16 protein-coding genes are annotated in these 21,288 nt (G+C 67.7%); 4 read left to right on the top strand and 12 right to left on the bottom strand.

Annotation, left to right across the window (positions count from 1 at the left end):
• Positions 1-120: 120 nt before the first annotated feature.
• Positions 121-1,218 carry an alkene reductase gene (locus RSA25_RS11250; protein ID WP_332808974.1) on the bottom strand — a complete coding sequence of 366 codons (1,098 nt, stop codon included), beginning with the start codon at positions 1,216-1,218 and terminating at the stop codon, positions 121-123.
• 175 nt (positions 1,219-1,393) lie between these two features.
• On the opposite strand from RSA25_RS11250, the gene RSA25_RS11245 reads away from it, so the two are divergent.
• The 3 genes from RSA25_RS11245 (at position 1,394) to RSA25_RS11235 (ending at position 2,947) form a co-directional block, all read left to right on the top strand.
• Positions 1,394-1,975, top strand: coding sequence for a TetR family transcriptional regulator (locus RSA25_RS11245; RefSeq protein ID WP_332808973.1), 582 nt, complete (start codon positions 1,394-1,396; stop codon positions 1,973-1,975).
• Positions 1,976-2,086: 111 nt separating this feature from the next.
• On the top strand, positions 2,087-2,464 hold the full coding sequence (locus RSA25_RS11240) for a hypothetical protein (protein ID WP_332808972.1): 378 nt from the start codon (positions 2,087-2,089) through the stop codon (positions 2,462-2,464).
• 126 nt (positions 2,465-2,590) lie between these two features.
• Positions 2,591-2,947, top strand: coding sequence for a YkgJ family cysteine cluster protein (locus tag RSA25_RS11235; RefSeq protein ID WP_332808971.1), 357 nt, complete (start codon positions 2,591-2,593; stop codon positions 2,945-2,947).
• Positions 2,948-2,994: 47 nt separating this feature from the next.
• Here RSA25_RS11235 and RSA25_RS11230 read toward each other — a convergent pair whose 3' ends face one another.
• The 9 genes from RSA25_RS11230 to RSA25_RS11190 form a co-directional block, all read right to left on the bottom strand.
• On the bottom strand, positions 2,995-4,242 hold the full coding sequence (locus RSA25_RS11230; protein WP_332808970.1) for an arsenic transporter: 1,248 nt from the start codon (positions 4,240-4,242) through the stop codon (positions 2,995-2,997).
• Positions 4,243-4,259: 17 nt separating this feature from the next.
• Positions 4,260-4,856: an MFS transporter gene (locus RSA25_RS11225; protein ID WP_332808969.1), complete on the bottom strand. Its 597-nt coding sequence runs from the start codon at positions 4,854-4,856 to the stop codon at positions 4,260-4,262.
• 304 nt (positions 4,857-5,160) lie between these two features.
• Positions 5,161-5,607 (bottom strand): lysozyme inhibitor LprI family protein, encoded by a 447-nt coding sequence (locus RSA25_RS11220; protein WP_332808968.1) that lies wholly within the window; start codon positions 5,605-5,607, stop codon positions 5,161-5,163.
• Between the two features lie 499 nt (positions 5,608-6,106).
• Positions 6,107-6,484 (bottom strand): EF-hand domain-containing protein, encoded by a 378-nt coding sequence (locus RSA25_RS11215; protein ID WP_332808967.1) that lies wholly within the window; start codon positions 6,482-6,484, stop codon positions 6,107-6,109.
• A 29-nt stretch (positions 6,485-6,513) separates the two neighbouring features.
• Positions 6,514-6,903 carry a hypothetical protein gene (locus RSA25_RS11210; protein ID WP_332808966.1) on the bottom strand — a complete coding sequence of 130 codons (390 nt, stop codon included), beginning with the start codon at positions 6,901-6,903 and terminating at the stop codon, positions 6,514-6,516.
• Between the two features lie 93 nt (positions 6,904-6,996).
• Positions 6,997-8,964 (bottom strand): MacB family efflux pump subunit, encoded by a 1,968-nt coding sequence (locus tag RSA25_RS11205; RefSeq protein ID WP_332808965.1) that lies wholly within the window; start codon positions 8,962-8,964, stop codon positions 6,997-6,999.
• Positions 8,961-10,148, bottom strand: a complete 1,188-nt coding sequence (locus RSA25_RS11200; RefSeq protein ID WP_332808964.1) for an efflux RND transporter periplasmic adaptor subunit — start codon at positions 10,146-10,148, stop codon at positions 8,961-8,963. The genes RSA25_RS11205 and RSA25_RS11200 overlap by 4 nt, the downstream gene beginning before the upstream one ends.
• 135 nt (positions 10,149-10,283) lie before the next feature.
• Positions 10,284-11,630: a HAMP domain-containing sensor histidine kinase gene (locus RSA25_RS11195; RefSeq protein ID WP_332808963.1), complete on the bottom strand. Its 1,347-nt coding sequence runs from the start codon at positions 11,628-11,630 to the stop codon at positions 10,284-10,286.
• Positions 11,630-12,304 carry a response regulator transcription factor gene (locus RSA25_RS11190; protein ID WP_332808962.1) on the bottom strand — a complete coding sequence of 225 codons (675 nt, stop codon included), beginning with the start codon at positions 12,302-12,304 and terminating at the stop codon, positions 11,630-11,632. The genes RSA25_RS11195 and RSA25_RS11190 overlap by 1 nt, the downstream gene beginning before the upstream one ends.
• A gap of 200 nt (positions 12,305-12,504) precedes the next feature.
• Here RSA25_RS11190 and RSA25_RS11185 point away from each other — a divergent pair, with 200 nt between their 5' ends.
• Positions 12,505-12,786, top strand: a complete 282-nt coding sequence (locus RSA25_RS11185; RefSeq protein ID WP_332808961.1) for a hypothetical protein — start codon at positions 12,505-12,507, stop codon at positions 12,784-12,786.
• Positions 12,787-12,797: 11 nt separating this feature from the next.
• Here the strand turns inward: RSA25_RS11185 and RSA25_RS11180 are convergent, their stop codons facing one another.
• Positions 12,798-13,058 carry a hypothetical protein gene (locus RSA25_RS11180; protein ID WP_332808960.1) on the bottom strand — a complete coding sequence of 87 codons (261 nt, stop codon included), beginning with the start codon at positions 13,056-13,058 and terminating at the stop codon, positions 12,798-12,800.
• Positions 13,055-21,288: glucoamylase family protein (locus tag RSA25_RS11175; RefSeq protein ID WP_332808959.1), on the bottom strand; the 8,234-nt coding region annotated here is incomplete at its 5' end. The genes RSA25_RS11175 and RSA25_RS11180, both read right to left, overlap by 4 nt.

The following is a 21,288-nucleotide window of genomic DNA, read 5'->3' as shown; positions in this document are numbered from 1 at the left end:
GTGTCTGGGGCGGTGGCCGCGGGCGGCGCGGGGGTTGCGGCGGGGGGGACGCGGCACGTGGGTGTGCCGGGGGGCTGGGGGGGGGGTTCGGGGGGGGGGCGGCAGGGAGCTGTTGAAGGCTTACTGCGGCGTCGTATCGGTCAATGCGGGGTAGTCGGTGTAGCCTTCCGTGCCGCCGCCGTACAACGTGGCGGGGTTCAAGGCGTTCAAGGGCGCGCCGGTCTTCAGGCGTTCCACCAGGTCGGGATTGCTGATGAAGGCGCGGCCAAACGCGATGAGGTCTGCCTTGCCTTCGGCGAGGCGTGCGCTGGCCAGATCCAGGTCGTAGCCGTTGTTGGCCAGATAGGTCCCCTTGAAGCGGGCGCGCAGCCCATCGAAGTCGAAGGGCGCCACGTCGCGCGGGCCGCCGGTCGCGCCTTCGACCACGTGCAGGTAGACGATGCCCAGCGCGCTGAGCTGGTCCACGATGTAGTCGTACTGCGGCTGCGGGTCGCTGACCGTGGCGATGGCATTGGCCGGCGAAACCGGGGAAATGCGCACGCCGGTGCGGTCTGCGCCGATCTCTTCGGCGACGGCGGCGGTGACCTCCAGCAGCAGGCGCGCGCGGTTCTCGATGGAGCCGCCGTAGGCGTCGGTGCGCTGGTTGGCGCCGTCCTTGATGAACTGTTCGAGCAGGTAGCCGTTGGCGCCGTGGATTTCCACGCCGTCAAAACCGGCGGCGATGGCATTGGCAGCGGCCTGGCGGAAGTCGTTGACGATGGCGGGCAACTCGTCGATCTCCAATGCGCGCGGTTCGGACACATCGACAAAGCCGTTGTGGACGAAGGTCTTGGTCTGCGCGCGGATGGCCGAGGCGGAGACGGGCGCGGCATTGCCGGGCTGCAGATCCACGTGCGAGATGCGGCCCACGTGCCACAGCTGCACGAAGATGCGCCCGCCGCGGGCGTGCACGGCATCGGTGACCGCGCGCCAGCCGTCGATCTGGTCCTGGGTGTAGAGGCCGGGCGTGTCCTGGTAGCCCTGGGCCTGCGCCGAGATCTGGGTGGCCTCGGTGATGATCAGGCCGGCCGAGGCGCGCTGGGCGTAGTAGGTAGCGGCAAGCGGGCTGGGCACCAGGCCGGCACCGGCGCGGTTGCGCGTCAGCGGTGCCATCACGATGCGGTTGGCCAGGGTCAGCGGGCCGAGGGGGTAGGGCTGGAAGAGCGGGGAGGGGGTCATGGTGGGTGCGGGGTCGTGATTGTTGAGGAGGAAGGCCCGCCCCGCCGTGGCGGCGGCTGACGGTGTGGAGCAATGATGATGACCGTCATCTTAAATGTCAACGGTTTGATGATGATGGTCATCTATCGTGGTAAAGTGCGCTGCACCAAGGCAGAGCGTGAAGAGAGACCGGGTCATGAAGGTCACCAAGGCGCAGGCGCAGGCCAACCGCGCGCACATCGTCGAGACGGCCGCCACGCTGTTCCGGGAGCGGGGCTACGACGGCGTGGGCGTGGCCGATCTGATGGCGGCCGCCGGGTTCACCCACGGCGGCTTCTACAAGCACTTCGGGTCGAAGGCGGACCTGATGGCAGAGGCGGCAAGCTGCGGCTTGGCCAAATCAGCCGAAGCGGCGGCCGGCACGGATCGAGAGAGCTTCGTGCGGTACTACCTCTCCCGCGAGCACCGGGACGCGCCAGGCCAGGGCTGCACCATGGCTACGTTGTGCACCGACGCGGCGCGTCAGCCGGCGGCGGTCAAGGCGGCCTTTGCAGCCGGTATCGAGGCGCAATTGGCGGTGTCTTCCACACCGGAAGCGCAGGACGAAGGCGCCACCGCCGAACAGGCGCGCGCGCGGCGGATCGCCTTGATGGCGCAGGTGGTTGGGGCCATGGTGCTGTCCCGTTCCTGTCCGGACGATTCGGCGCTGGCGGACGAGCTTCTGGATGCCTGCCGGGCGGATGTGCTGGCGCGCCTGTCAGCCGGCGCCGCGCCCTGACGCTCCCGCAGGGCGTCGCAAAGAAGATCGCGCTGGCGGTCAGCGGATCTTGACGCGTTCTTGGCGCCTGCTGCGGGTACTTTTCCGTCATTGTTCCAGAGGAGAAGGGCAATGGTCGCCAGTCAAAAGACCCCGTCAAATCCCAAGGTGGTGAGGATCGAAGCGATGCCGCTGGGCTTGGGCGAAGCCGCCGTCGTGATCGAGCTGGACGCCGAGCCACCCAGGCGCTGGTTCAAGGCGCTAAAGCGCGAAATGGCCTGTACAGAGGGCCTGGAGACGGCCTCTGCGAACTACGACGGCTGCCTGGTGTACCTCGTGGGGCTGGACCCGGCCTTGGGCAACGCTGTTCGCCGTGCCAGCCGGTTGCTTGCGTCGGTGCAGGAGGGGGAAGGTCAGACCGGGATGGGCTCCACGCACGCAGCCTCGCTGACTGCCGATGCTGTTCGTCCTCCGGTCGTTTCAAGGCCGGCCGAGACGGCGATCTGGTAACCACGCATGCCGCGCCAGCAGGCGTCGCTTGCCCCATGCATGGCCGCCCCCCCCCCCTCGATCTGACGCCACGATGGCGGGGGAGTAAAGTGCGCCACCGTTGATCCGTGCCAGAGGCGCACCGCAATGCCCTACAGGAACAGCGACAGACTTCAGCGGCTGCGTGATCAGATCCCGTCTTTCCGGTGCATCGTCGGGTGCCACGACTGCTGTGGCCCCGTCACGGTATCGAGCGAGGAGATGGCGCGCCTGCCGGTAAAGAGCGAGGCCGAGCATGCCGCCGCGCTGGCCGAGCTCAGTTGCCCCTACCTGGGTAAACAGGGCTGCGAGATCTACGCCGAGCGGCCGCTGATCTGCCGGTTGTTCGGCACGACCCCGCGCCTGCGCTGTCCCAATGGCCAGCGTCCGGTCTACATGATCGATGAAGCGGTCGAAGACGAGATCCATCAGTATCTTCGCAGCACCCGGCAGGTGCTGCTGTAGCCAAGCAGGCCGGCAACGGCTGCGGTCGCGCGGTCACCATGCGATGGCTATAGAAGCCAGAGCGCGACAATCAAGGCCGGCGGCATCACCAGGACGCCCAACCTCAGGAAGTGCAGCGCACTGACGTGCTCGCCTTCGCGTCGAAGCGCGACCAGCCAGAGCATGGTGGCCAGCGAGCCGGTCACCGACAGGTTGGGCCCGAGATCCACGCCAATCAGCAGGGCAGCGCGGGTCTGCGTCGGCAGGTCGGCCATCTGGCCCACCGAGCCGGCCACCAGGCCGATCGGCAGGTTGTTGGCCAGGTTGCTCAGCATAGCGGCCGCGCCACCGGCCAGCCAGCTGGCTTCGCCGGGCGCTGTGCGGGCAAGGGCTTCCAGGGCGGCGGCAGCGATGCGGATCACGCCGGTGCGTGCCACCGCTTCCCCCAGCACGAACAGCCCGGCCACCAACGGCAGCACGCCCCAGGACACATGGCGCAGGATCGGCAGCGGGCTGCGGCGTTGGCGCAGGCGGATGGCGGCCAGGGTGGCCGCACCGGCGCAGAAGGTGGCCAGGCCCAGCGGCCCGTTCATCGCCGAGGTGACCAGCAGCACGCCGCCGGTCACGCCCACGCCGAGCGCGCACAGGCGGCCGCCCTCGGACAGCGGCGGCTGCTCCGCCAGCGCCACCAGGGGCTGTGCGATCTGGCGGCGATGGGCCAGCCGCAGCACCAGGTAGGTCATGCCGATGGCGGCCAGCGAGGGCAAGGTGAACTGGCGCAGCCAATCGGGCAGGGAGGGCATGTGATCGCCGAAGACCACCAGGTTGGCTGGGTTGGAAATGGGCAGGACGAAGCTGGCGGCGTTGGCCACGAAGGCACACACGAACAGATAAGGCAGCGGGTTGGCCCGGGCGGCCTTGCAGGCGGCGTACACCGCTGGCGTGAGCACTACGGCGGTGGCGTCGTTGGACAGGAAAATCGTGACCAGCGTGCCCACCAGGAACACCAGGTCGAACAGGCGTTGCCCCGAACCCTTGGCGTGCTGCACCGCATACGCGGCCAGCCAGTCGAACAGCCCCTCCTGCCGCGCCAGTTCGGCCAGTAGCATCATGCCGATCAGGAACAGGTACACATCGCCGCCTTCGGCCACGGCGGCCACCGCCGTGTTCAACGGCAACAGGCCGGTGACGGTCAGCAGCGCGGCTGCACCCAGTGCCCAGGCGTACTCGGGAACGCGCCAGGGACGAAAGATGACACCGCAGGTGGCGACGACGGTGACCGTCCAGATGATCAGGGACGCGGTGGGGATCTGCATCGGTTGCTCGGGGAAACTCAAAGGCGGGCGTTGGACGGCGGTGTAGCGGGAGCGTTCGCATCGCGGGCCCGGGGCCGGGTCTCCGGCAGGGCCATGGCCAGGACGAAGGCGAGCACTGCGATCGCTGCCAGGGTCAGGAACGCGACATCATACCCAGCGAACTGGACGATCATCCCGGCCAGCCCCGGACTGAAGGCGGCGCCGAGCCCGAATGCGGTGGACACCGCGCCCAGCGTGACATTGAAGCGACCGGTGCCCTGGGTGAGGTCGCTGACAATGACCGGCAGCAGGGCGCCGAAGATGCCAGCGCCAACACCGTCGAGCAGCTGCACGCCGAGCAGCCAGGCGGGCGCGTCGGACAGCAGGTACAGCACCCCACGGAGCGGCAGGATGGCGAACGCCGCCAGCAGCAGCGGCCGGCGTCCCCAGGCGTCGGCCCGGGACCCCACCAGCAGCGCGGCTGGCACCATCACCAGTTGGGCGGCAACGATGCACGCGGCAGTAAGCGTGGTGGCCAGCGCGGGGCTGGTCTGGGACAGCTTATGGCCCACCAATGGCAGCATCGCCGCGTTGGCCAGGTGGAACAGGGCGCAGCAGGCGGACAGGACGAGCAACGTGCGGTTCTGCAGCAGAAGGCGGATCGAGGCCGGCGCAGCCGCGTCCTGCCCAGGGGAGGGCAACCCGCGCGCGCTCGTGGTCGATGGCGACCGGCGGAATCATCAGCACGGCGACGATGCTGGAGCTCGGCTGCCGACAAGACGTGTATCGAACGGAGAGGGCGACTACAACTCGCCGCCCTCTCCGTTTCTCTCTTCGAATAGCCAGGCGATCGTTGTCAGGCGATGACCTCTCCGCTGCCGGCGGGTTTACCCCGCATCACGCGCAACTGCAAAAGCGCCGCAGCGTTACACGTCGCAATTACTGATCCTTTGCGATCGGAAGATAGGCTTCCAGAGCATTGGCGCGTTCGCAGAGGCGAAAAATCTCATTCTGCATCACTTGAAAGCTGCTCACCGTTTCGCTGCCATAGAGTGACGACTCAAAGGCGTTGCTGCTGCTGTGGAAATCCAACCAGGCGCGCTCGGCGCGGACCAGCGTGTCCTTGCCCGTGCCGCGCTGCGTGCTGAGCAGCGCTTTGTAAGCGGCATTCAATCGAGCGTCTTGGCGTTCTTTTTCTGCAGATTGGCATGCAGCAAGTGCGATGCTGTCTGATCCCGCATCCTCGATGCAGCCATAGAACCCAGTGGTGATGCCTGCAGGCGCTTGACGTTTGATGACCTGAGCCGTGCTCTCGTACGCCTGCGCGGTCGACCCGAACATGGCGAGTGCGAGGCTGAGGGTGAAAAATCGGGCTGCTTTCTTCATGCTGTGCCAACCTCCATGTGGATCAGTGGGAACCTCTTCGAGCGCGAACTGCCGGGCTGCATGCGGTGCAGCAGCTGCAGCATTTTTCGGCTTTGTCCAATAGCCGTCAAGAGGCGGGCACTGGGACGGCAATACCCGGGGTCACTGGTCTACATATAGGTTTCACCCCAGCGGTTGGGTGCATCCCGTCCTCCTACGCGTCACCGTTACGCCAGGGCGTTCCGTCATTCACAGTCATACGAGGCGCAGGGAATGGCCTTGACGCAGCAGGCGCAGACCGCGATGCGGACGCGATGGCGCAGCGGCACCACGGCTGGCGTTACCTTCCGTTCGGGATGGGGTAATGACCTGGCCCTGCAAGGAATCATTGGCAGGTCGCGTAGATAACGCCGCGCTGGCGCATCTGAGGTGCCCAGCGTTGCCCTGCGCTGTGTGCTTGAAACAAGGCGCGTTCAGGGCAGGGGCGGGTCATGGTTACTCCCATGACCCGCCGCCTTCCTCATTTCCCCGGCGCATCCGCCGTCTGCGCGGCCACCATGGCCTGCTGCATTTCCTTCAGCGACAGATAGCCATCGCCGTCGGCGTCCAGCCCGGTGAAGTACTTCGCGATCTCCGGCACCACGGCCGCCTCTTCCTTGCTGATCTTGCCGTCCTTGTTCTTGTCCATTTCCTTGAACGCCACATCAATCGAGGTGGCCTGCTTGCTGAAACGTGACTGCTGGTACGCGGTGAACTCGGCCTTGTCCACGCGGCCATCCTTGTTGCTGTCCATCGCCGCGAAGGTCGCATCGATATAAGCCTGCTTCGGATCGGCCGCGGCAGCCTGGGCGAACAACGGAAGCGCGAAAAGCGCCAGCATCAGAGCGGTGTGTTTCATACGTTTGTTTCCTTGAATGAGGGAGGCGTTCAGCGGCAGGGGTAGCTGTAGCCATCGCGGTCGCGATAGCTGTCGGTGCGGCGGTCGTAGTTGCCGTAGCGGTTCATGCAGTAGTCGGCGCGCTCACGGGTCTCGCGCTCGCGTTTGGCCGCCGCGGCGATCACACCGGCCACCACGGCCGCGCCTACCACGCCCACCACGACTTTGGCCTTGTCGTTGTCGCGGCGATCACGATCGCGCTCTCTTTCGCGCTCGCGCTCACGATGGTCCCAATTGTTGTGGCGAAGGTCGCGCGCGTCCTGGGCCCAGCCCGCGCGATTGCCGTCGTAGGACTGTGCCTGCGCGGCGTGCGGCATCATCAGCAGCAGCTGGGCGGCCATGCCCAGCTGCAGTGCCATGCGTGCTGTCTTGAATAACATCGTGCTGCTCCTGTACCGGTATCGGTGGGAGCAGCCAGTACAGCGCGCCGACGTTGCGTGAACCTGCCGTTGCCGCGGCGGCTCGTGCACCGTTCAGTGAACCAGCGCGTCCACCGGGTCCAACTGCGCCGCCCGCCGTGCGGGCAGGAAGCCAAAGCCGATCCCGATCAGGCTGGAACAGGCGAACGCGGCGATGATCGAATTGGCCGAGAACACCAGGCTGAATCCCACGTCGGCCAAGGCCAGTACAGCACCCAGTGCCAGTGCCAGGCCGATGCCCAACAAGCCGCCGAGCAGACACACCAGCACCGATTCGATCAGGAACTGCTGCAGGATGTCACTGCGCCGGGCGCCCACCGCCATACGCACGCCAATCTCGCGGGTGCGCTCGGTCACCGAGACCAGCATGATGTTCATCACGCCGATGCCGCCCACGACCAGCGCGATGGCGGCAATCGAGCTGATCATCATGGTCAGGATGCCGGTGGTCTGTTCGATCGACTGGCGGATCTGCGCGTTGTTGCTCATGTAGAAATCGCTGCGGCCATGACGACGTGCAAGCAGCCGGGTGATGTCCTGTTCGGCCGCCTTCATGCTCACCGCATCGTCCACGCGCACGGTGATGCTGGACACATGGCGCTGGCCCAGCAGGCGGGCCATGGCGGTGGTGTAGGGCGTCCATACCCGCAGCAGCGAGGTGTCGCCGGCGGCTGCGGCATCCTTCTTGACCACGCCCACCACACGCACCGGCACGCTGCCCAGCAGCAGGGTCTGCCCGATGGGGTCATCCTGAGCGGCAAAAAAGCGCGCACGGGTATTGGCGTCGATCACCACCACCTGCTGGTAGCCAGCTACCGCAGGCTGGCCGAAGAACTGGCCTTGCCCCAGCTTCATGCCGTGCACCCGGAAGTACTGCTCGCTCACGCCCTGCACCTGCACGCTGGCCGAGCGATTGCCGCGCAGTGCGGTGGCGCTGGTGGCCACGCCGGGGGTGGCGCTGTCGACGAACGGCTGCGCGGCAAGGGCCACGCTGTCGCCAGGAGTCAGCGTTTCCACCTGGGCCGAGTGCAGGTCGCCGAAGCCGGCGCCGGGGTAGATCTCGATGGTGCTTGTGCCCAACGAGGCGATGTTGGACAGGATGGCCTGGCGGGCGCCGGTGCCCAGCGCGACGACTGATACCACCGAGGCGATGCCGATGATGATGCCGAGCATGGTCAGGAAGGTGCGCGTGCGATGGGCGTTCATCGCCCGCAGGGCCATGCGGAAGGCCTCGGTGAAGCGGTCGCGCAGGGCCTGCCAGCCGCTGCGATCGCTGCCTGCTGCCGGGTCCGCAGGCGCGGGGGCGGCCGCCAGCGGGGCCGCACGGGTAGGGCGGTCGGCCACGATGCGGCCATCGCGGATCTCGATGATGCGTTGCGCGTGTTCGGCGACCGCCATGTCGTGGGTGACCAGCACCACGGTATGGCCTTCAGCATGCAGTTCGCCGAGGATCTTCATCACCTCCTTGCCCGATTGGGTATCCAGTGCGCCGGTGGGCTCGTCGGCGAAGATGACCGCGCCGCCGTTCATCAGGGCGCGCGCGATCGAGACCCGTTGCTGCTGGCCGCCGGACAGTTCACCCGGCAGGTGCTGCAGGCGTTCGCCAAGGCCCAGGCGGGTCAGCAGTGCGGTGGCCCGTGCGTGCCGTGCGGCGGCGGGCAGGCCGGCGTAGATGGCCGGTACTTCCACGTTGCTGAGTGCGCTCAAGTCCGACAGCAGGTGGTAACGCTGGAAGATGAAGCCGAAGCGCTCGCGCCGAAGTTCGGCCAGTTCGTCAGGTGACATCCGGGCGGTCTCACGACCGGCCATCGCATAGGTGCCGGCGGAGGGTCGGTCCAGGCACCCCAGGATGTTCATCAGCGTGGATTTGCCCGAGCCGGACTGGCCGACGATGGCGACCAGCTCGCCGGCACGGATGTCCAGATCGATGCCGTCCAGTACCACCAGCGTCTGATCACCCGCAGCGAACGCGCGGCGGATACCGCGCACGCGAAGCAGGGGCTCAGCCTTGGCCGGGCTCATTGCGGTTGCGCTGCCGGGGTGGCAGCCTCCTCGTTGGCCTGCACCAGCACGACCTGCTCGCCCTCCTCAAGCCCGCTGCGCACTTCCACCCGGATCTGGTCATCCAGGCCGATGGTGATGCGCCGCGCCAGCGGCTGCCCGTCGGACCCGGGGACCTGCACGCTGTAGCTGCCATCGGCCGCGCGTGCGCCCAGCGCCGCAGACGGAATGGTGAGGACATGGCGGGCCCGGCCCAGCACGATGCGAACCTGGGCGGTCATGTAGCTACGCAGGCGGCCATCGGCATTGTCCACGTCGAACTGGCCGTTGTAGTACATCGCGGTGCGGCTGCCCGCCGACAGTGACGGCGAGGCCAGGGCGGAGGTGTCTTCGTTGGTGATCGACTCCGGCGCGGGCGCGATGTCGCGCAGGGTGCTGCTGTAACGTCGGCCGCTGTCGCCAAGGATGGTGAAGAAGGCTTCCTGGCCAAGCGCGGTGTGCACCACGTCGGCCTCGGAGATCTCGGCGTACACGGTCATCACGTCCTGGTTGCCGAGCATGACGATGGTCGGTGCGCTCTGTACCGCGTTCACCGTCTGCCCCTGCCGCGCCACCACGGCCAGCACCGTGCCATCGGTGGGGGCGGTGATGCGGGTGTACTCCAGGTTGGTCTGCGCCACATCCACATCGGTCCGCCGCTGCACCACTTCGCCATCAAGCGCGGCGATCTGTTCGCTGGTGGCATCCACCCTGGCCCTGGCGGCATCGACGTCGGCGCGTGCGACCAACTGGCCCTGCAGCAGCTGTTGCAGCCGCTGCAGGGTCAGCGCGTGCTGGCGCAGGTCGGTGGCCAGGGCATCCCGGGTGGCACGGGCGCTGCGCTGCGCGGCCTGTGCTCGCAACAGGGCATTGCGCTGGGTGCGCGAATCGATATCGGCGATGGGGTCGCCCGCCTTTACCTTGTCACCGAGCTTGACGTACAGCACGTCGATGCGGCCCGACACCTGCGCGCCCACGCTCACCAGCTGGGACGGTTTGAGTGTGCCGGTGGCCTCGACGACCTGCTCGATGTCGGCGCGTAGCACCGGGGCCAGCTGCAGCGCCGGGGGCGGCGCCGGCGCCAACCACGTGTAGAGCGCAATCGTGACGCAGAGAACGACGGCCGCGATGATGATCAAGCGGCGTTTGCGAGGGACGGCGCTCACGAGTGTGGCATCCAGGAGAGAGGGGGCATCGACGGAATCCTTGCAACAGAAATGACGGGGCACGCCTGCAGGCAGGCGGGTCGTCGAGTCTGGTTGCCGCCGGTTGCGTGAACCTTGCGCGGTGGTGCGCGTTGCTCAGGGGGCCGCAGGCGTGCCGCTGGCGTCCGGGTGCGCCGGGAACTGGATCCGGATCAGGGCACCGCCCCCCGGTGCGTCGAGGATCGTGACCTGGCCTGCGTGGCGCTCGATCACCTGATGCACCAGATTCAGGCCCAGGCCCGCACCAGTCTGCCGCGGCCGCAGGCGCTGGAAGGGTTCGAACACGCGCTCGCGCTCGGCCATGGGGATGCCGGTGCCGTCGTCCTCCACCTCGATGCTGCTGCCCTGTACCCGCACGAGGATGCGTTGCCCGCCGTGCTCGGCGGCGTTCAGGACCAGGTTGGACAGCACCCGCTCGATTGCACCGACTTCGCCCTGCACCGGATGGTGGGGCTCCACCACCACCGCCACCGCCTTCCCGGACTGAATCAGCAGCGGCGCCAGATCGGCGACCACCCGCTTGGCCAGCTGGGCCAGGTCGAGGGTTTCCTTGCCGCCGTCATCGTCCATGCGGTGAAGGTCCAGCAGCTGTTCGGCCAGCGTGGCCAGGCGCGTCACTTCCAGTGCCAGGCTATGGGAGGTGGCATCGTCGGCGGCGTCGATCTTCACCCGCAGGATCGCAATCGGCGTGCGCAGCTCGTGAGCTGCCGCAGCGATGAAGCGGCGCTGGCGTTCGTGTCCCTCATCCAGCCGCTCCAGTGCGTCGTTGACGGCGTTCACCAGCGGGGCAATTTCGACCGGCACGGCCGCTTCGGTCAGGCGGATGCCGCGGCGGCTGGCGGAGATGTTGCGTGCTTCATTGGCGATGCGCTCCACCCCGGCCAGCGCACGGCGCACGATCATGGGGGTCAGGATGAGGGTCGCCAGGGCCAGCAGCAGAAAGATCGGCAGGGTGATGATGTGTGCGGCCAGCGCCATCTGCCAGGTCAGCGAATCGACTTCGCCATGGGCCATGATGGTCAGCTTGCCGGCCGGTCCGGTGTGCTGGCGAACCGCCACGGCCAGGCCATCATTGCGGGTGCGCCCGCGCAGGTCGCCGTAAGGGATGCCATCCAGCGCCCCCACCAGCGAAGCATACGCCGGCGGCACCGGGCCGAATGAAACGTGGTGGCCGCGCGCGTCCTCGGCGATGAACCAGGCGCCCGGGGCGATCTTCAGCACTTCGGCAAGCGCCGGGGTCTGCTGCACGTAGAGATCGCCGTTGCGATCGCGCTGGACCGCGTCGGCCGCCACCGGGGCGAAGGTCTGGATGGTGTAGTAGCCGCCACTGTCGGCGCGCACCAGCACCATCAGCAGGGCGAAGAACGCGATCAACAACGCCAGCAGCTGGTAGATCAGGGTCTTGACGATCAGCGGCCGCTTCAACGAGGGACGGCGTGCCATCAGCGGGTCTCCCGCATCAGGTAGCCGACCCCACGGATGGCATGGATTTCAACCCCGGCATCGGCATCGGCCAGTTTGCGTCGCAGGCGCGAGATGTGCGAATCCAGCGTATTGGAGTGGATGCAGTCGTCGAAGCCGTACACGGCCATTTCGATGGATTCGCGCAGCACGGTGCGGCCCAGCCGCCGCGCCAGCGAGGCCAGTACGCGGATTTCGCGGCGCGGCAGGTCGAGCCGCTGCCCGTTCACGCTGGCCTCGCCAGAGACCGGATCGAACAGCAGCCGGCCGATGCTGATGGTCTCCACCTGCAACGCCCCCGGCCGACGGCCGGCAGCCCGGATGCGGGCGAACAGCTCTTCAAGCGCAAAGGGTTTGGCCAGGTAGTCGTCGGCGCCCTCATCCAGCCCTGCAACCCGGTCGGGCAGCTGGCCCAGCGCGCTCAGCACGATGATCGGCACCCCAGGATTGCGAGCGCGCAGCGGCGCGATCAGCGACAGCCCATCGCCATCGGGCAGGGTGCGGTCGAGCAGCACGATATCGTGCAGGCCACACTGCGCCGCCTCGCGTGCCAGGGCCAGGGTGCCGGCCACGTCCACCACATGGCGCACGCGCTGCAGGGCCGCCCGCAGCGTGGTGGCCAGTTCGGTTTCATCTTCGATCAGCAGGATGTGCATCAGGGGCTTCAACAGGAGGGTGCCGCAGGAGGGGATCGACAGCCGATGCCACCTTACTACGCCAACATTGCGTGGAGCTGGCGTCGTCGGGCAGGGCGTCCCGGGGCGGGCAGGGCGGCCGCGGGTGTGCAAGGTTGGCGCAATCGGTCACGCCCAGGCTGCTGTCCTGTTCATTTCCCTTCACCTCCACTGGAGTCACCATGAAGTTGTGCGTTTCCCTGCTCCTGCTTGCCACCCTCACCGGCTGCACTACCGCAAAAATGACCGTCACCCCGGATGGGCGCCGCGGCGTGTCCATCGATTGCAGCGGCTCCAGCTCCTGGAGTGGCTGTTACGAGAAAGCCGGCCAGATGTGCCCCGACGGCTACGTGGTCTTCAGCAAGGACGGCGACGATGGCAATGCGATCGCGGTAGGCAACAAGAATGGTTTCACTTCCACGCAGATGGCGACGCGCTCGATGCTGGTGGCCTGCTCGCGCTGAGGTCGCCGCGATCACTTGCCTGGTTGCTGCGGCGCCACGCCGCCGTCACGCGCGTGCTGGGGCGGTAGCACCAGCGCGTGGCGTTTGAGCATGGCCTGGATGCACGCGTGCGCCTGCTCCTTCTCGGTCGGCGTGCATTGATCCAGGATCTCTGCCGCCAGGTGTTCAAACTGCGGCCAGAACTGCGCTGGATGGCGCACCTGCGCCAACCAGTGGGCGAGCATGTCGGCCAGGCCGTCCAGCTGTGCCTGAATGTCCGGACGCACGTTCATTGCGGCAGCGCAGCCAGATCAAGCACGACACGGTAGTGATGACCGTCGTCGTGCAGCGCGACGCTGAGGTCCGGCTGCAGGATGCCATCCACATGCAGGGTTGGCTGGCCCTGCGCAGTGCGGGTTACCACGAACGCATAGCGGCTGCGGCCGAAGCGGTAGCTCAGTTCAAATGACGGCCAGTGATCGGGCAGGCACGGCGCAAGCGACAGCCGATCGCCCTGCCGTCGTATGCCCAGCAGCGATTCCACCAGCAGCCGGTACATCCAGCCGGCCGAGCCGGTGTACCAGGTCCAGCCGCCACGGCCCACGTGGGGCGCCACCGCGTAGACATCGGCCGCCAGCACATAGGGTTCGACACGGTAGGTCTGGATCGCTTCTGCATCCAGCGTGTGGTTGAGCGGATTTATCATGCCGGCCAGCTCCCAGGCGCGCGCCGCATCGCCGTGCTCGGCAAATGCCATCGCCGCCCACACGGCCGCATGGGTGTACTGGCCACCATTCTCGCGCACGCCAGGTACATAGCCGCGAATGTAGCCGGGGTCCTCGGTGGTCGTGTCGAACGGCGGGTCCAGCAGCTGGATCAACTTGGCATCCCGGCGCACCAGGTGCGTATAGAGCGAGTCCAGTGCCTGCTGGGCGCGCTCGGGACCGGCAACGCCTGAAAGCACCGACCAGCTCTGGGAAATCGAGTCGATGCGGCATTCCTGGCTCTGTGTCGAGCCCAGGGGACTGCCGTTGTCGAACCACGCGCGGCGATACCACGCCCCGTCCCAGGCATGCTGCTCCAGGTTCTGGCGCAGGCTGTCGGCCTGCTGTCGGCACCACTGCGCACGGGTTTCATCGCCACGCGCATCGGCCAGCACGATGAAGCGGCGAAGCGTGTCATGCAGGAAGAAGCCCAGCCACACACTTTCCCCGCGCTGCTGGTCGCCGACGCGGTTCATGCCGTCATTCCAGTCGCCGCTGCCCATCAACGGAAGACCGCGTTCGCCAAGCAACCGGCAGCCGCGTTCGAGTGCGACGACGCAATGCGCATACAGGGTGCCGCGCAGTGCCGAAGGCGTTGGCATGTCGTAATACCCTTCCTCTTCGGCCGTCACCGCGCGCCCCTCGATGAAGCCGACCACTTCGTCCAGCACGCTCGCGTCGCCGGTGACCTCCAGGTAGCGGCATGCGCCTTGGGGCAACCACAGGTAATCATCCGAGCAGCGGGTGCGCACGCCGCGACCTTGCGGCGGGTGCCACCAGTGCATCACGTCGCCCTCGGCGAACTGGTGTGCGGCGCACAGCAGCAGGTGTTCGCGGGCGAGATCCGGGCGCGCATGGACCAACGCGAGCGTGTCCTGCAACTGGTCACGGAAGCCGAATGCACCGCCGGACTGGTAGTAGCCACTGCGCGCCAGGTAGCGGCAGCCCAGGGTCTGGTAGACCAGCCAGCCGTTGGCGAGTGCGTCCAGCGCCGGGTCCGGGGTACGCACCTGCACGGTAGCCAGCACATGACGCCAGTGGATACGCACGGCGTCCAGCGCATCGTTGGCCTGCTGCGCGCCTCTGCCATCGCGCGCCAACGCGAGCGTTTCCTCGCGGTCGCGCCCGGCGCCGAGGCGGAACGTCGTTTCGCTGCGCTCGCCTGGCGCCAGCTCGACCGGTACCTGGATCGCCGCGCAGGGGTCCAGACCGGCACCCACGCGTGCATCCAGCCGTTGGCGACGCAACGCCGCCGGTGCGTGCAGGCCGCCGTTGCGGCCGATGAACTCCAGGCGATCACAGGTCCACCCGCCGCCCTCGGCATCGGTGTCGAAGAAGGCCATCCGGCCACCGAAATCGGTGTTGTAGGTGTTGCGGGCCAGCAGTGCGCCGGACGGCGGGTCGCGTTCGGTGACCACGTGCATGCGCGACTTTGGCCGCAGGTCACCCATGACCCATTCAACGTAGCCGATGGCCGACAGCCGCCGTGGCACGCCCGACAGGTTGTGCAGGCGCAGGACCGAGAACTTCAGCGGCGCGGTGACGTCGACAAAGACCCACAGTTCGCTGGCGATGCCGTCCTCGACATGCTCGTAGACCGTGTAGCCGAATCCATGGCGGGTACGGTACGCCCCGGTGCCCCTGCACGGCAGTGGCATGGGCGACCACACACGGCCGGTGTCTTCGTCGCGCACGTAGAAGGCCTCACCGCCTGTATCGGATACCGGGTCATTGAGCCAGGGCGTCAGGCGGAATTCGTGCGCGTTCTCGAACCAGGTGTAGCCCGGCGCACTCTCGCTGACCACCGTGCCCAGGCGCGCGTTGGCGATCACATTGGCCCACGGCGCCGGCGTCGGGGCACCGTCGCGCAGCACCACCACGTATTCGCGGCCGTCCTCGCTGAAGCTGCCGGTGCCGTTGTTGAACTGGCCGGTGCCGCGATACGGCAGGAACGGCCACGGGTCATCGATGTCTTCGTCGTGCTCGCCGCGCGGGGGGATGCCGGGTTCAGGTCCCGGGTCGGCGACGATGGCCAGCCCTGGCGTGTCGTCCATCGCCCGCGCCTGCTCCTGCGGCACCTCCAATGGCACCAGCGCCGGGATCCGTCGTACCGGCAACGGCTGGCGGCCGACCTGCGCGGCCAGCGTGCCGTCCTCGTCGCTGATCACCGCGCGCGCCACCGCCTGCAACAGGATGCGGTCCTCGTGGCTCATGTTCTGCACCGGCCGCACGAAAATGCCGCCAGGGCGATCAAGCAGGCCGGTCTCCGAACTGGCCGCCACCATCCCCAGGATCTGGTCCTGCAGCTCCTGCCGGTAGCCGGCCTTGCTGTCGTTCCAGATCACCAGGTCGGTGTTGAGTCCTTTTTGTCGCCAGTACGCATGCGCCTGCACCAACTGCCGGACCAGTTCCACGTTCTCCGCGTCGGTGACCTTGAGCAGCACGATGGGCAGGTCGCCCGAGATGGCGTGGCCCCACAGCCCGGATTGGCCGCGCTGGTTCTGCTGCAGGACGCCGTCGTTGGCGCGCAGCAACGGGTTGGCATACAGCACGTGGCTGGCCAGGCGCTCGTAGAGCTGTGCCTCGGCCTGGGTAGCGTTGATCTGCCGACGCACCACCTGGCTGTGGGTCCAGGCCAGGTCGAAGACGCGGTCAGCCAGGCGCCGATCACGGTATTTGTCCAGCAGTGCCTCGCACCCGGGGCGGTCGGCGCTGATGCCATAGATCATGTCCAGCTGTACGGTCTGCTCAGGCTCAAGCACCACGCGCACGCGGATGGCCACGATCGGGTCGAGCACCGAACCCTCCGTACCGGAGAGGGCGCTATCGGTGGTCAGCGCCTGCGGGCTGCGCGGCGTGTTGCCGCGTCCCAGGAAGCGCGCCCGGTCGGTCTCGTAGGAGATCGCCGCCACGTCGGCGTCATGCACCGCGACCAGATGGAACATCCACGGCGGCGTCTCGTCGTGCGAGCGGGCCCGGCGCGTGCATAGCACGGCCTGCTTGGCGGCCAGGATCTCGCTCTGCACGAACAGATTGCTGAAGGCCGGGTGCGCCTCGTCGGACGCGGCCGGTGCAAGCACCACTTCGGCATAGGTGGTGATCTCCACCGTGCGCGGGCGGCGGCTGCGGTTGGTCAGGCGAAGCCGCCGCAGCTCGATATCATCCTCGGCAGAGATGGCCACCTGCAGGTGGCTCTCGCAGCCGCGGTGCGTGCCGCGGAATTCGGCCTTGGCGTCAGAGAAGATCGCCTCGTAGTTGTCCACCGCCACGCAGGTGGGCTGGTAGGCGGCGGACCAGAACTCGCCGCTGTCCACGTCACGCAGGTAGCAGAACGAGCCCCAGGCATCGGTGGTGCCGTCTTCGCGCCAGCGGGTGAGTGACACCTCGCCGTGGCGGCTGTAGCCGCCGCCCGCATGAGTGAGCATGCCGTGGTAGCGGCCATTGGACAGCAACTGCACTTCCGGGCGCGGGCCCGCGGGGTCTCGCAGCACGCGCAGCGACGTCTCGTCCTGGGCCAGCGGGGAGTGCTCGCCCAAGGATTCGACCTCGTGCGGATGGAAGATGCCGATGCGCGGGATGCGCTCCTGCAGCAGCAGCAAGGTGGCCTGGAACTCGACATCGGCCACGAAGCGGCGCTGCATCGGCTGGTCGCGCAACAGGTAATCCAGCGACAGCAGGCCCATGCCCTGGTGGTGGGCCATGAACGAACGCAGCAGCACGTGGTCCTGCCCCGGCGGCACCCGGGCGGGGGTGTAATCGATCGCCTCGTACATGCCAAAACGCCCGGAGAACCCCAGGTCTTCAAGCGCCTGCAGGTTCTGGCAGGCCGCTTCCGGCGCCACCATCAGCGCCATCATGCTGGCATAGGGCGCAATGACCCGGTCCTGGCCCAGACCGCGCTTCAGCCCCAGTCCCGGCACGCCGAACGCCCGATACTGGTAGTTGAGGCGGGCATCGACCGCGTTATAGCCAGACTCGGACACCCCCCACGGCAGGTCCAGGCTGCGACCGTAGACAATCTGCGCCTCCACCGCGTGGCGCGCGGTCTGGTCCAGGAGCGTGTCCGGATAGCTGGGCATCACCAGCTGCGGCATGAGGTACTCGAACATCGAGCCACTCCATGACAGCAGCGTGGGCGTGCCGTTGACCTCGGTGAGCAGCCGGCCGAGCGCGAACCAGCTCTCCTGCGCCAACTCGCCCTGAGCGATGGCCACGAACGCACATAGCCGTGCCTCGGAGGCCAGCAGGTCGTAGAAGCTGTTGTCGAGGCGGTGTTCGTCCACGTTGTAGCCGATGGAGAGCAGGTTGCGGGACCGATAGAACAGGAACCCGTATTCCATCAGCGAGAACTGCCCGGCGCGGTGCGCCAGGTCCTGCAACTGCGCGATACGCGCCCGCGCGTGCGCGCCGACCTCGCCCGGCAGGCCAGCCAGCTGGCGAAGGCTGGGCACCGGCATATCACCGTCCGCGCCGGTATCTGCAGGGATCTCGACGAGCGCCGCATGCGCGGCGTGGCATTCGGCAGCGAACAGCGTCGGCCAGTGCAGGTCACCGTCTTCCGGTGAGGGCGTTGCCGGCCACTGCGCCAGTACGGTGTCGGCCAGAGCGACCAGCGCCTGCAGCCGGGCACGTATCTGTTCCGTCCCGTGGGGGCGGTCGATGCGCGCGGATGCCAGGCACTGGCGAAGGGCGTTGAGCGCATCGTCCAGTGGCGCGTCGCCAGGGCGATGGCGCTGCCGCTCTTCGTCCAGCACGCCGAGCGTATCGGCCAAGCCGTCGAAGGTATGCGGTGCCAGCACCGGCGCGTCCACCAGCGCGAGCAGCCCCTGGCGCAGGGTGAGCAGGTGGCCGGCCAGGTTGCCGCTGTCCACGGTGGAGACGTAACGCGGCGGAAGCGGCGCCAGGGTCTCGGTGTCGTACCAGTTCAGGAAGTGACCACGATGGCGCGGCAGCTTGTCCAGCGTATCGAACGTGAGCGCAGTACGTTGCGCGACGGCGCGCTGCTGCAGATAGCCGAAGTCCCACGCAGAGAGATTGGCCAACAGGGAAAGGCCGATGTTGGTCGGCGAGGTGCGCCGCGCGACCACCAGCGACGGGTGCTCCTGGATGTTGTCTGGCGGCAGCCAATGATCCTGCTCGCGCACCCAGGCCTGGAAGAACGACCAGGTGCGCCGTGCCAGCCGGCCCAGGAACGCACGCTGGGTCACCGACAGTTCGGCCACGCTCGCGGCCGGCGGTCGGCCCAGCCACGCCATCAGCCCCGGCGCGAAGGTCCACGCCAGCAGCATCGGCAGGGCAAGCGGCAACGCCTGCGGACGCAGGCTGGCCACGACAACGACCAGCACGAGCGCCAGCAGCGACGCCGGCGCCATCACCCGCCATTCCGCGCCGCGGTCACCGCCCAGGCGGCGTTCGACCTCGCTGGAGGGGTTCCACTGCAGCAGGTGACGGCGGGTGATGGCCATGCGCCAGAGCGTGCGCAGGACCGCGCCGCCGGCCAGCAACGCCTCGAAAGGCAGACAGGCCACCTGGGTGGACGCGCGCAGCAACGACTGCAGCGTGCCGCGCCCGACCTTGATGTAATGCGCTTCCAGCGGTGTGTCTTCGGGAACGCTCAGCGCGTCGCGGAGCATGCCGATCAGCGGCGGCGCGAACCACAGCGCCAGTACCCATGCCGTCCATGCGGTGGGGCGCTGGGCAAACAGCCAACCGGCCACCAGCAACACCAGGGCCGCGATGGGTACCAGGCTGCGGCGCAGGTTGTCCAGCAACTTGCCGCGCGCCAGCATGTTGAGCCGGTTGCGTTCCCAGCCTGATCCCGCGGCTGGTGTCCAGGGCAACAGCCACGGTAGCAGCTGCCAGTCACCCCGTATCCAGCGCGCACGGCGCTTGGCGTCGGCGGCATAACGCTCGGGATAGTCCTCGTACAGGCGCACGTCGCTGACCAGGCCTGCGCGGGCGTAGCAGCCTTCCAGCAGGTCGTGGCTGAGGATGCGGTTCTCGGGCAGGCGGCCGTCGAGCGCGTGCTCGAATGCTTCCACGTCATAGATGCCTTTGCCGACGAACGAGCCTTCGTCGAATAGATCCTGGTAGACATCCGACACCATCCGTGTGTACGGGTCGATGCCCGGCTCGCTGCCGAACATCCTGGCAAAACGCGAGGTACGGCGCCTGCCCAGGCTGGTGCCGACGCTGGGCTGCAGGATGCCGTAGCCCTCCACCACGCGTTGCAGCGCCAGATCGAAGCGCGGTCGGTTCAGCGGGTGCGCCAGGGTGGCGACGAATGCCCGCGCCGCATCGCGCGGGAGCTGGGTGTCCGCATCCAGGGTGATGACGTAGCGGATGCCGATCAGCGCGGCCACGTCGCCGACCGTGCGCATGAACGCGGTCGCATCGCCTCGACGGAGCAGGGCATTGAGCGCTGCGAGCTTGCCGCGCTTGCGCTCGTGTCCCATCCACACCCCTTCGCCCGGGTTCCACTGCCGGGGCCGGTGCAGCAGGTAGAAGCGATCGCCGTGCCCGGACGCGTAGCGACGGTTCAATCCCTCGATCCGCGCCACCGCATGCGCGAGAAGTGCGTCGTCCATCGGCGCCTGGGCAGCGGCGGCATCGAGAAAGTCGGTGAGCAGCACAAAGCGCAGCTGCGGATCGCGATTGGCCAGGAAGCGGACCTCCAGCGCTTCCACCAGCACGTCGATGCCGTCGGTGCTGGACAGCATCGACGGCACCGCAACCACGGTGGCGCAAGCGGCAGGGATGCCCTCGCTGAAGTCCAGCTTGGGAAGCGGCCTGGGGGTGACCAGCACGGTGGCGGTCCAGTTCACCAGGACGATGCCCAGCTCACTGAACACCAGCAGCCCGAGCAGCGCGGTCAACCAGACCGGTACCAGACCCCCGCCGGTTTCCAGCAGGCCCTGGGTGGCCAGCACCGCCAGCAGGATGATCGGCAGCAGGTAGACCGCCAGCGGCACGCGATGCGCCAGTCGCCGTGCCTTGCGCTGGCGCGGTGCCACTGCGGCAACCGCGTCGATGGTGGCGTGCAGGCCTTCGCCGACCAGCCAGTAGCCAACGTGCGTGCGTGGCCCCTCCAGCGGCGCCGCCCGTGCCAGGTCCAGTGCGATGGTCGCAACGCGTTCCTCGGCTACGCGGCTGCCGCGCGCGATCTTCTCCACCACATGCCGATAGGCGTCGCGGGTGCCGAAATCCATCTGGGCATAGACGCCCATGGGGTCATCCCGCAGCCGTTGCTCGACCACACTCATGTCTTCGACAAAGGTGCGCCAATCCATGGTGGAGAGGAAGCGCAGGCTGCTGATGCTGTTGCCGATGGAGACCTGATCGGCCGCCTGCTGCTGCCCTTCGGCGGCCACCAGTTCATCGATGCGCTGCCCGGCCGCTGCCGCCCACTGTTCCAGCCAGGCCAGGGGCATGGCCCACGCACCGCCGCGCCCGTGCAGCGAGCGCGTCAGCTCGGCGATGAACGCCCCGGTCAGGGGCGGCGAGGAGCGCGCCATGTCGGCCACCACCAGGACCACATCGGTCGGGGTGTCGGACGCGGCAAGATTGAGGTTGTCAGCCCATTGTGCCGCCAGGCGGCGATCGGTCCCATCGCGCATCACCCGCGCCGCCATCCGCCTCAGATTCTCCAATAGCGCCAGGCGGAGCATGATGGGAACGGCCCACAGTTCGCCCAGGCTCAGGGGCGCAATGGACTGGTAGGAGGCGATAAATCGGCCCAGCGTATCGGCGTCAATGCGGC

It is taken from the genome of Stenotrophomonas sp. (genome assembly GCF_036662295.1).
Taxonomy (GTDB): domain Bacteria; phylum Pseudomonadota; class Gammaproteobacteria; order Xanthomonadales; family Xanthomonadaceae; genus Stenotrophomonas.
The sequence above is the reverse complement of the archived record's forward strand: the minus strand, read 5'-3'. Positions and strand labels throughout refer to the sequence as shown.

Coding starts and splice junctions, on each gene's coding strand:
- RSA25_RS11250 (WP_332808974.1), bottom strand. CDS start 1,218: ATGACCCCCTCCCCGCTCTTCCAGCCCTACCCCCTCGGCCCGCTGACC.
- RSA25_RS11245 (WP_332808973.1), top strand. CDS start 1,394: ATGAAGGTCACCAAGGCGCAGGCGCAGGCCAACCGCGCGCACATCGTC.
- RSA25_RS11240 (WP_332808972.1), top strand. CDS start 2,087: ATGGTCGCCAGTCAAAAGACCCCGTCAAATCCCAAGGTGGTGAGGATC.
- RSA25_RS11235 (WP_332808971.1), top strand. CDS start 2,591: ATGCCCTACAGGAACAGCGACAGACTTCAGCGGCTGCGTGATCAGATC.
- RSA25_RS11230 (WP_332808970.1), bottom strand. CDS start 4,242: ATGCAGATCCCCACCGCGTCCCTGATCATCTGGACGGTCACCGTCGTC.
- RSA25_RS11220 (WP_332808968.1), bottom strand. CDS start 5,607: ATGAAGAAAGCAGCCCGATTTTTCACCCTCAGCCTCGCACTCGCCATG.
- RSA25_RS11215 (WP_332808967.1), bottom strand. CDS start 6,484: ATGAAACACACCGCTCTGATGCTGGCGCTTTTCGCGCTTCCGTTGTTC.
- RSA25_RS11210 (WP_332808966.1), bottom strand. CDS start 6,903: ATGTTATTCAAGACAGCACGCATGGCACTGCAGCTGGGCATGGCCGCC.
- RSA25_RS11205 (WP_332808965.1), bottom strand. CDS start 8,964: ATGAGCCCGGCCAAGGCTGAGCCCCTGCTTCGCGTGCGCGGTATCCGC.
- RSA25_RS11195 (WP_332808963.1), bottom strand. CDS start 11,630: ATGGCACGCCGTCCCTCGTTGAAGCGGCCGCTGATCGTCAAGACCCTG.
- RSA25_RS11190 (WP_332808962.1), bottom strand. CDS start 12,304: ATGCACATCCTGCTGATCGAAGATGAAACCGAACTGGCCACCACGCTG.
- RSA25_RS11185 (WP_332808961.1), top strand. CDS start 12,505: ATGAAGTTGTGCGTTTCCCTGCTCCTGCTTGCCACCCTCACCGGCTGC.
- RSA25_RS11180 (WP_332808960.1), bottom strand. CDS start 13,058: ATGAACGTGCGTCCGGACATTCAGGCACAGCTGGACGGCCTGGCCGAC.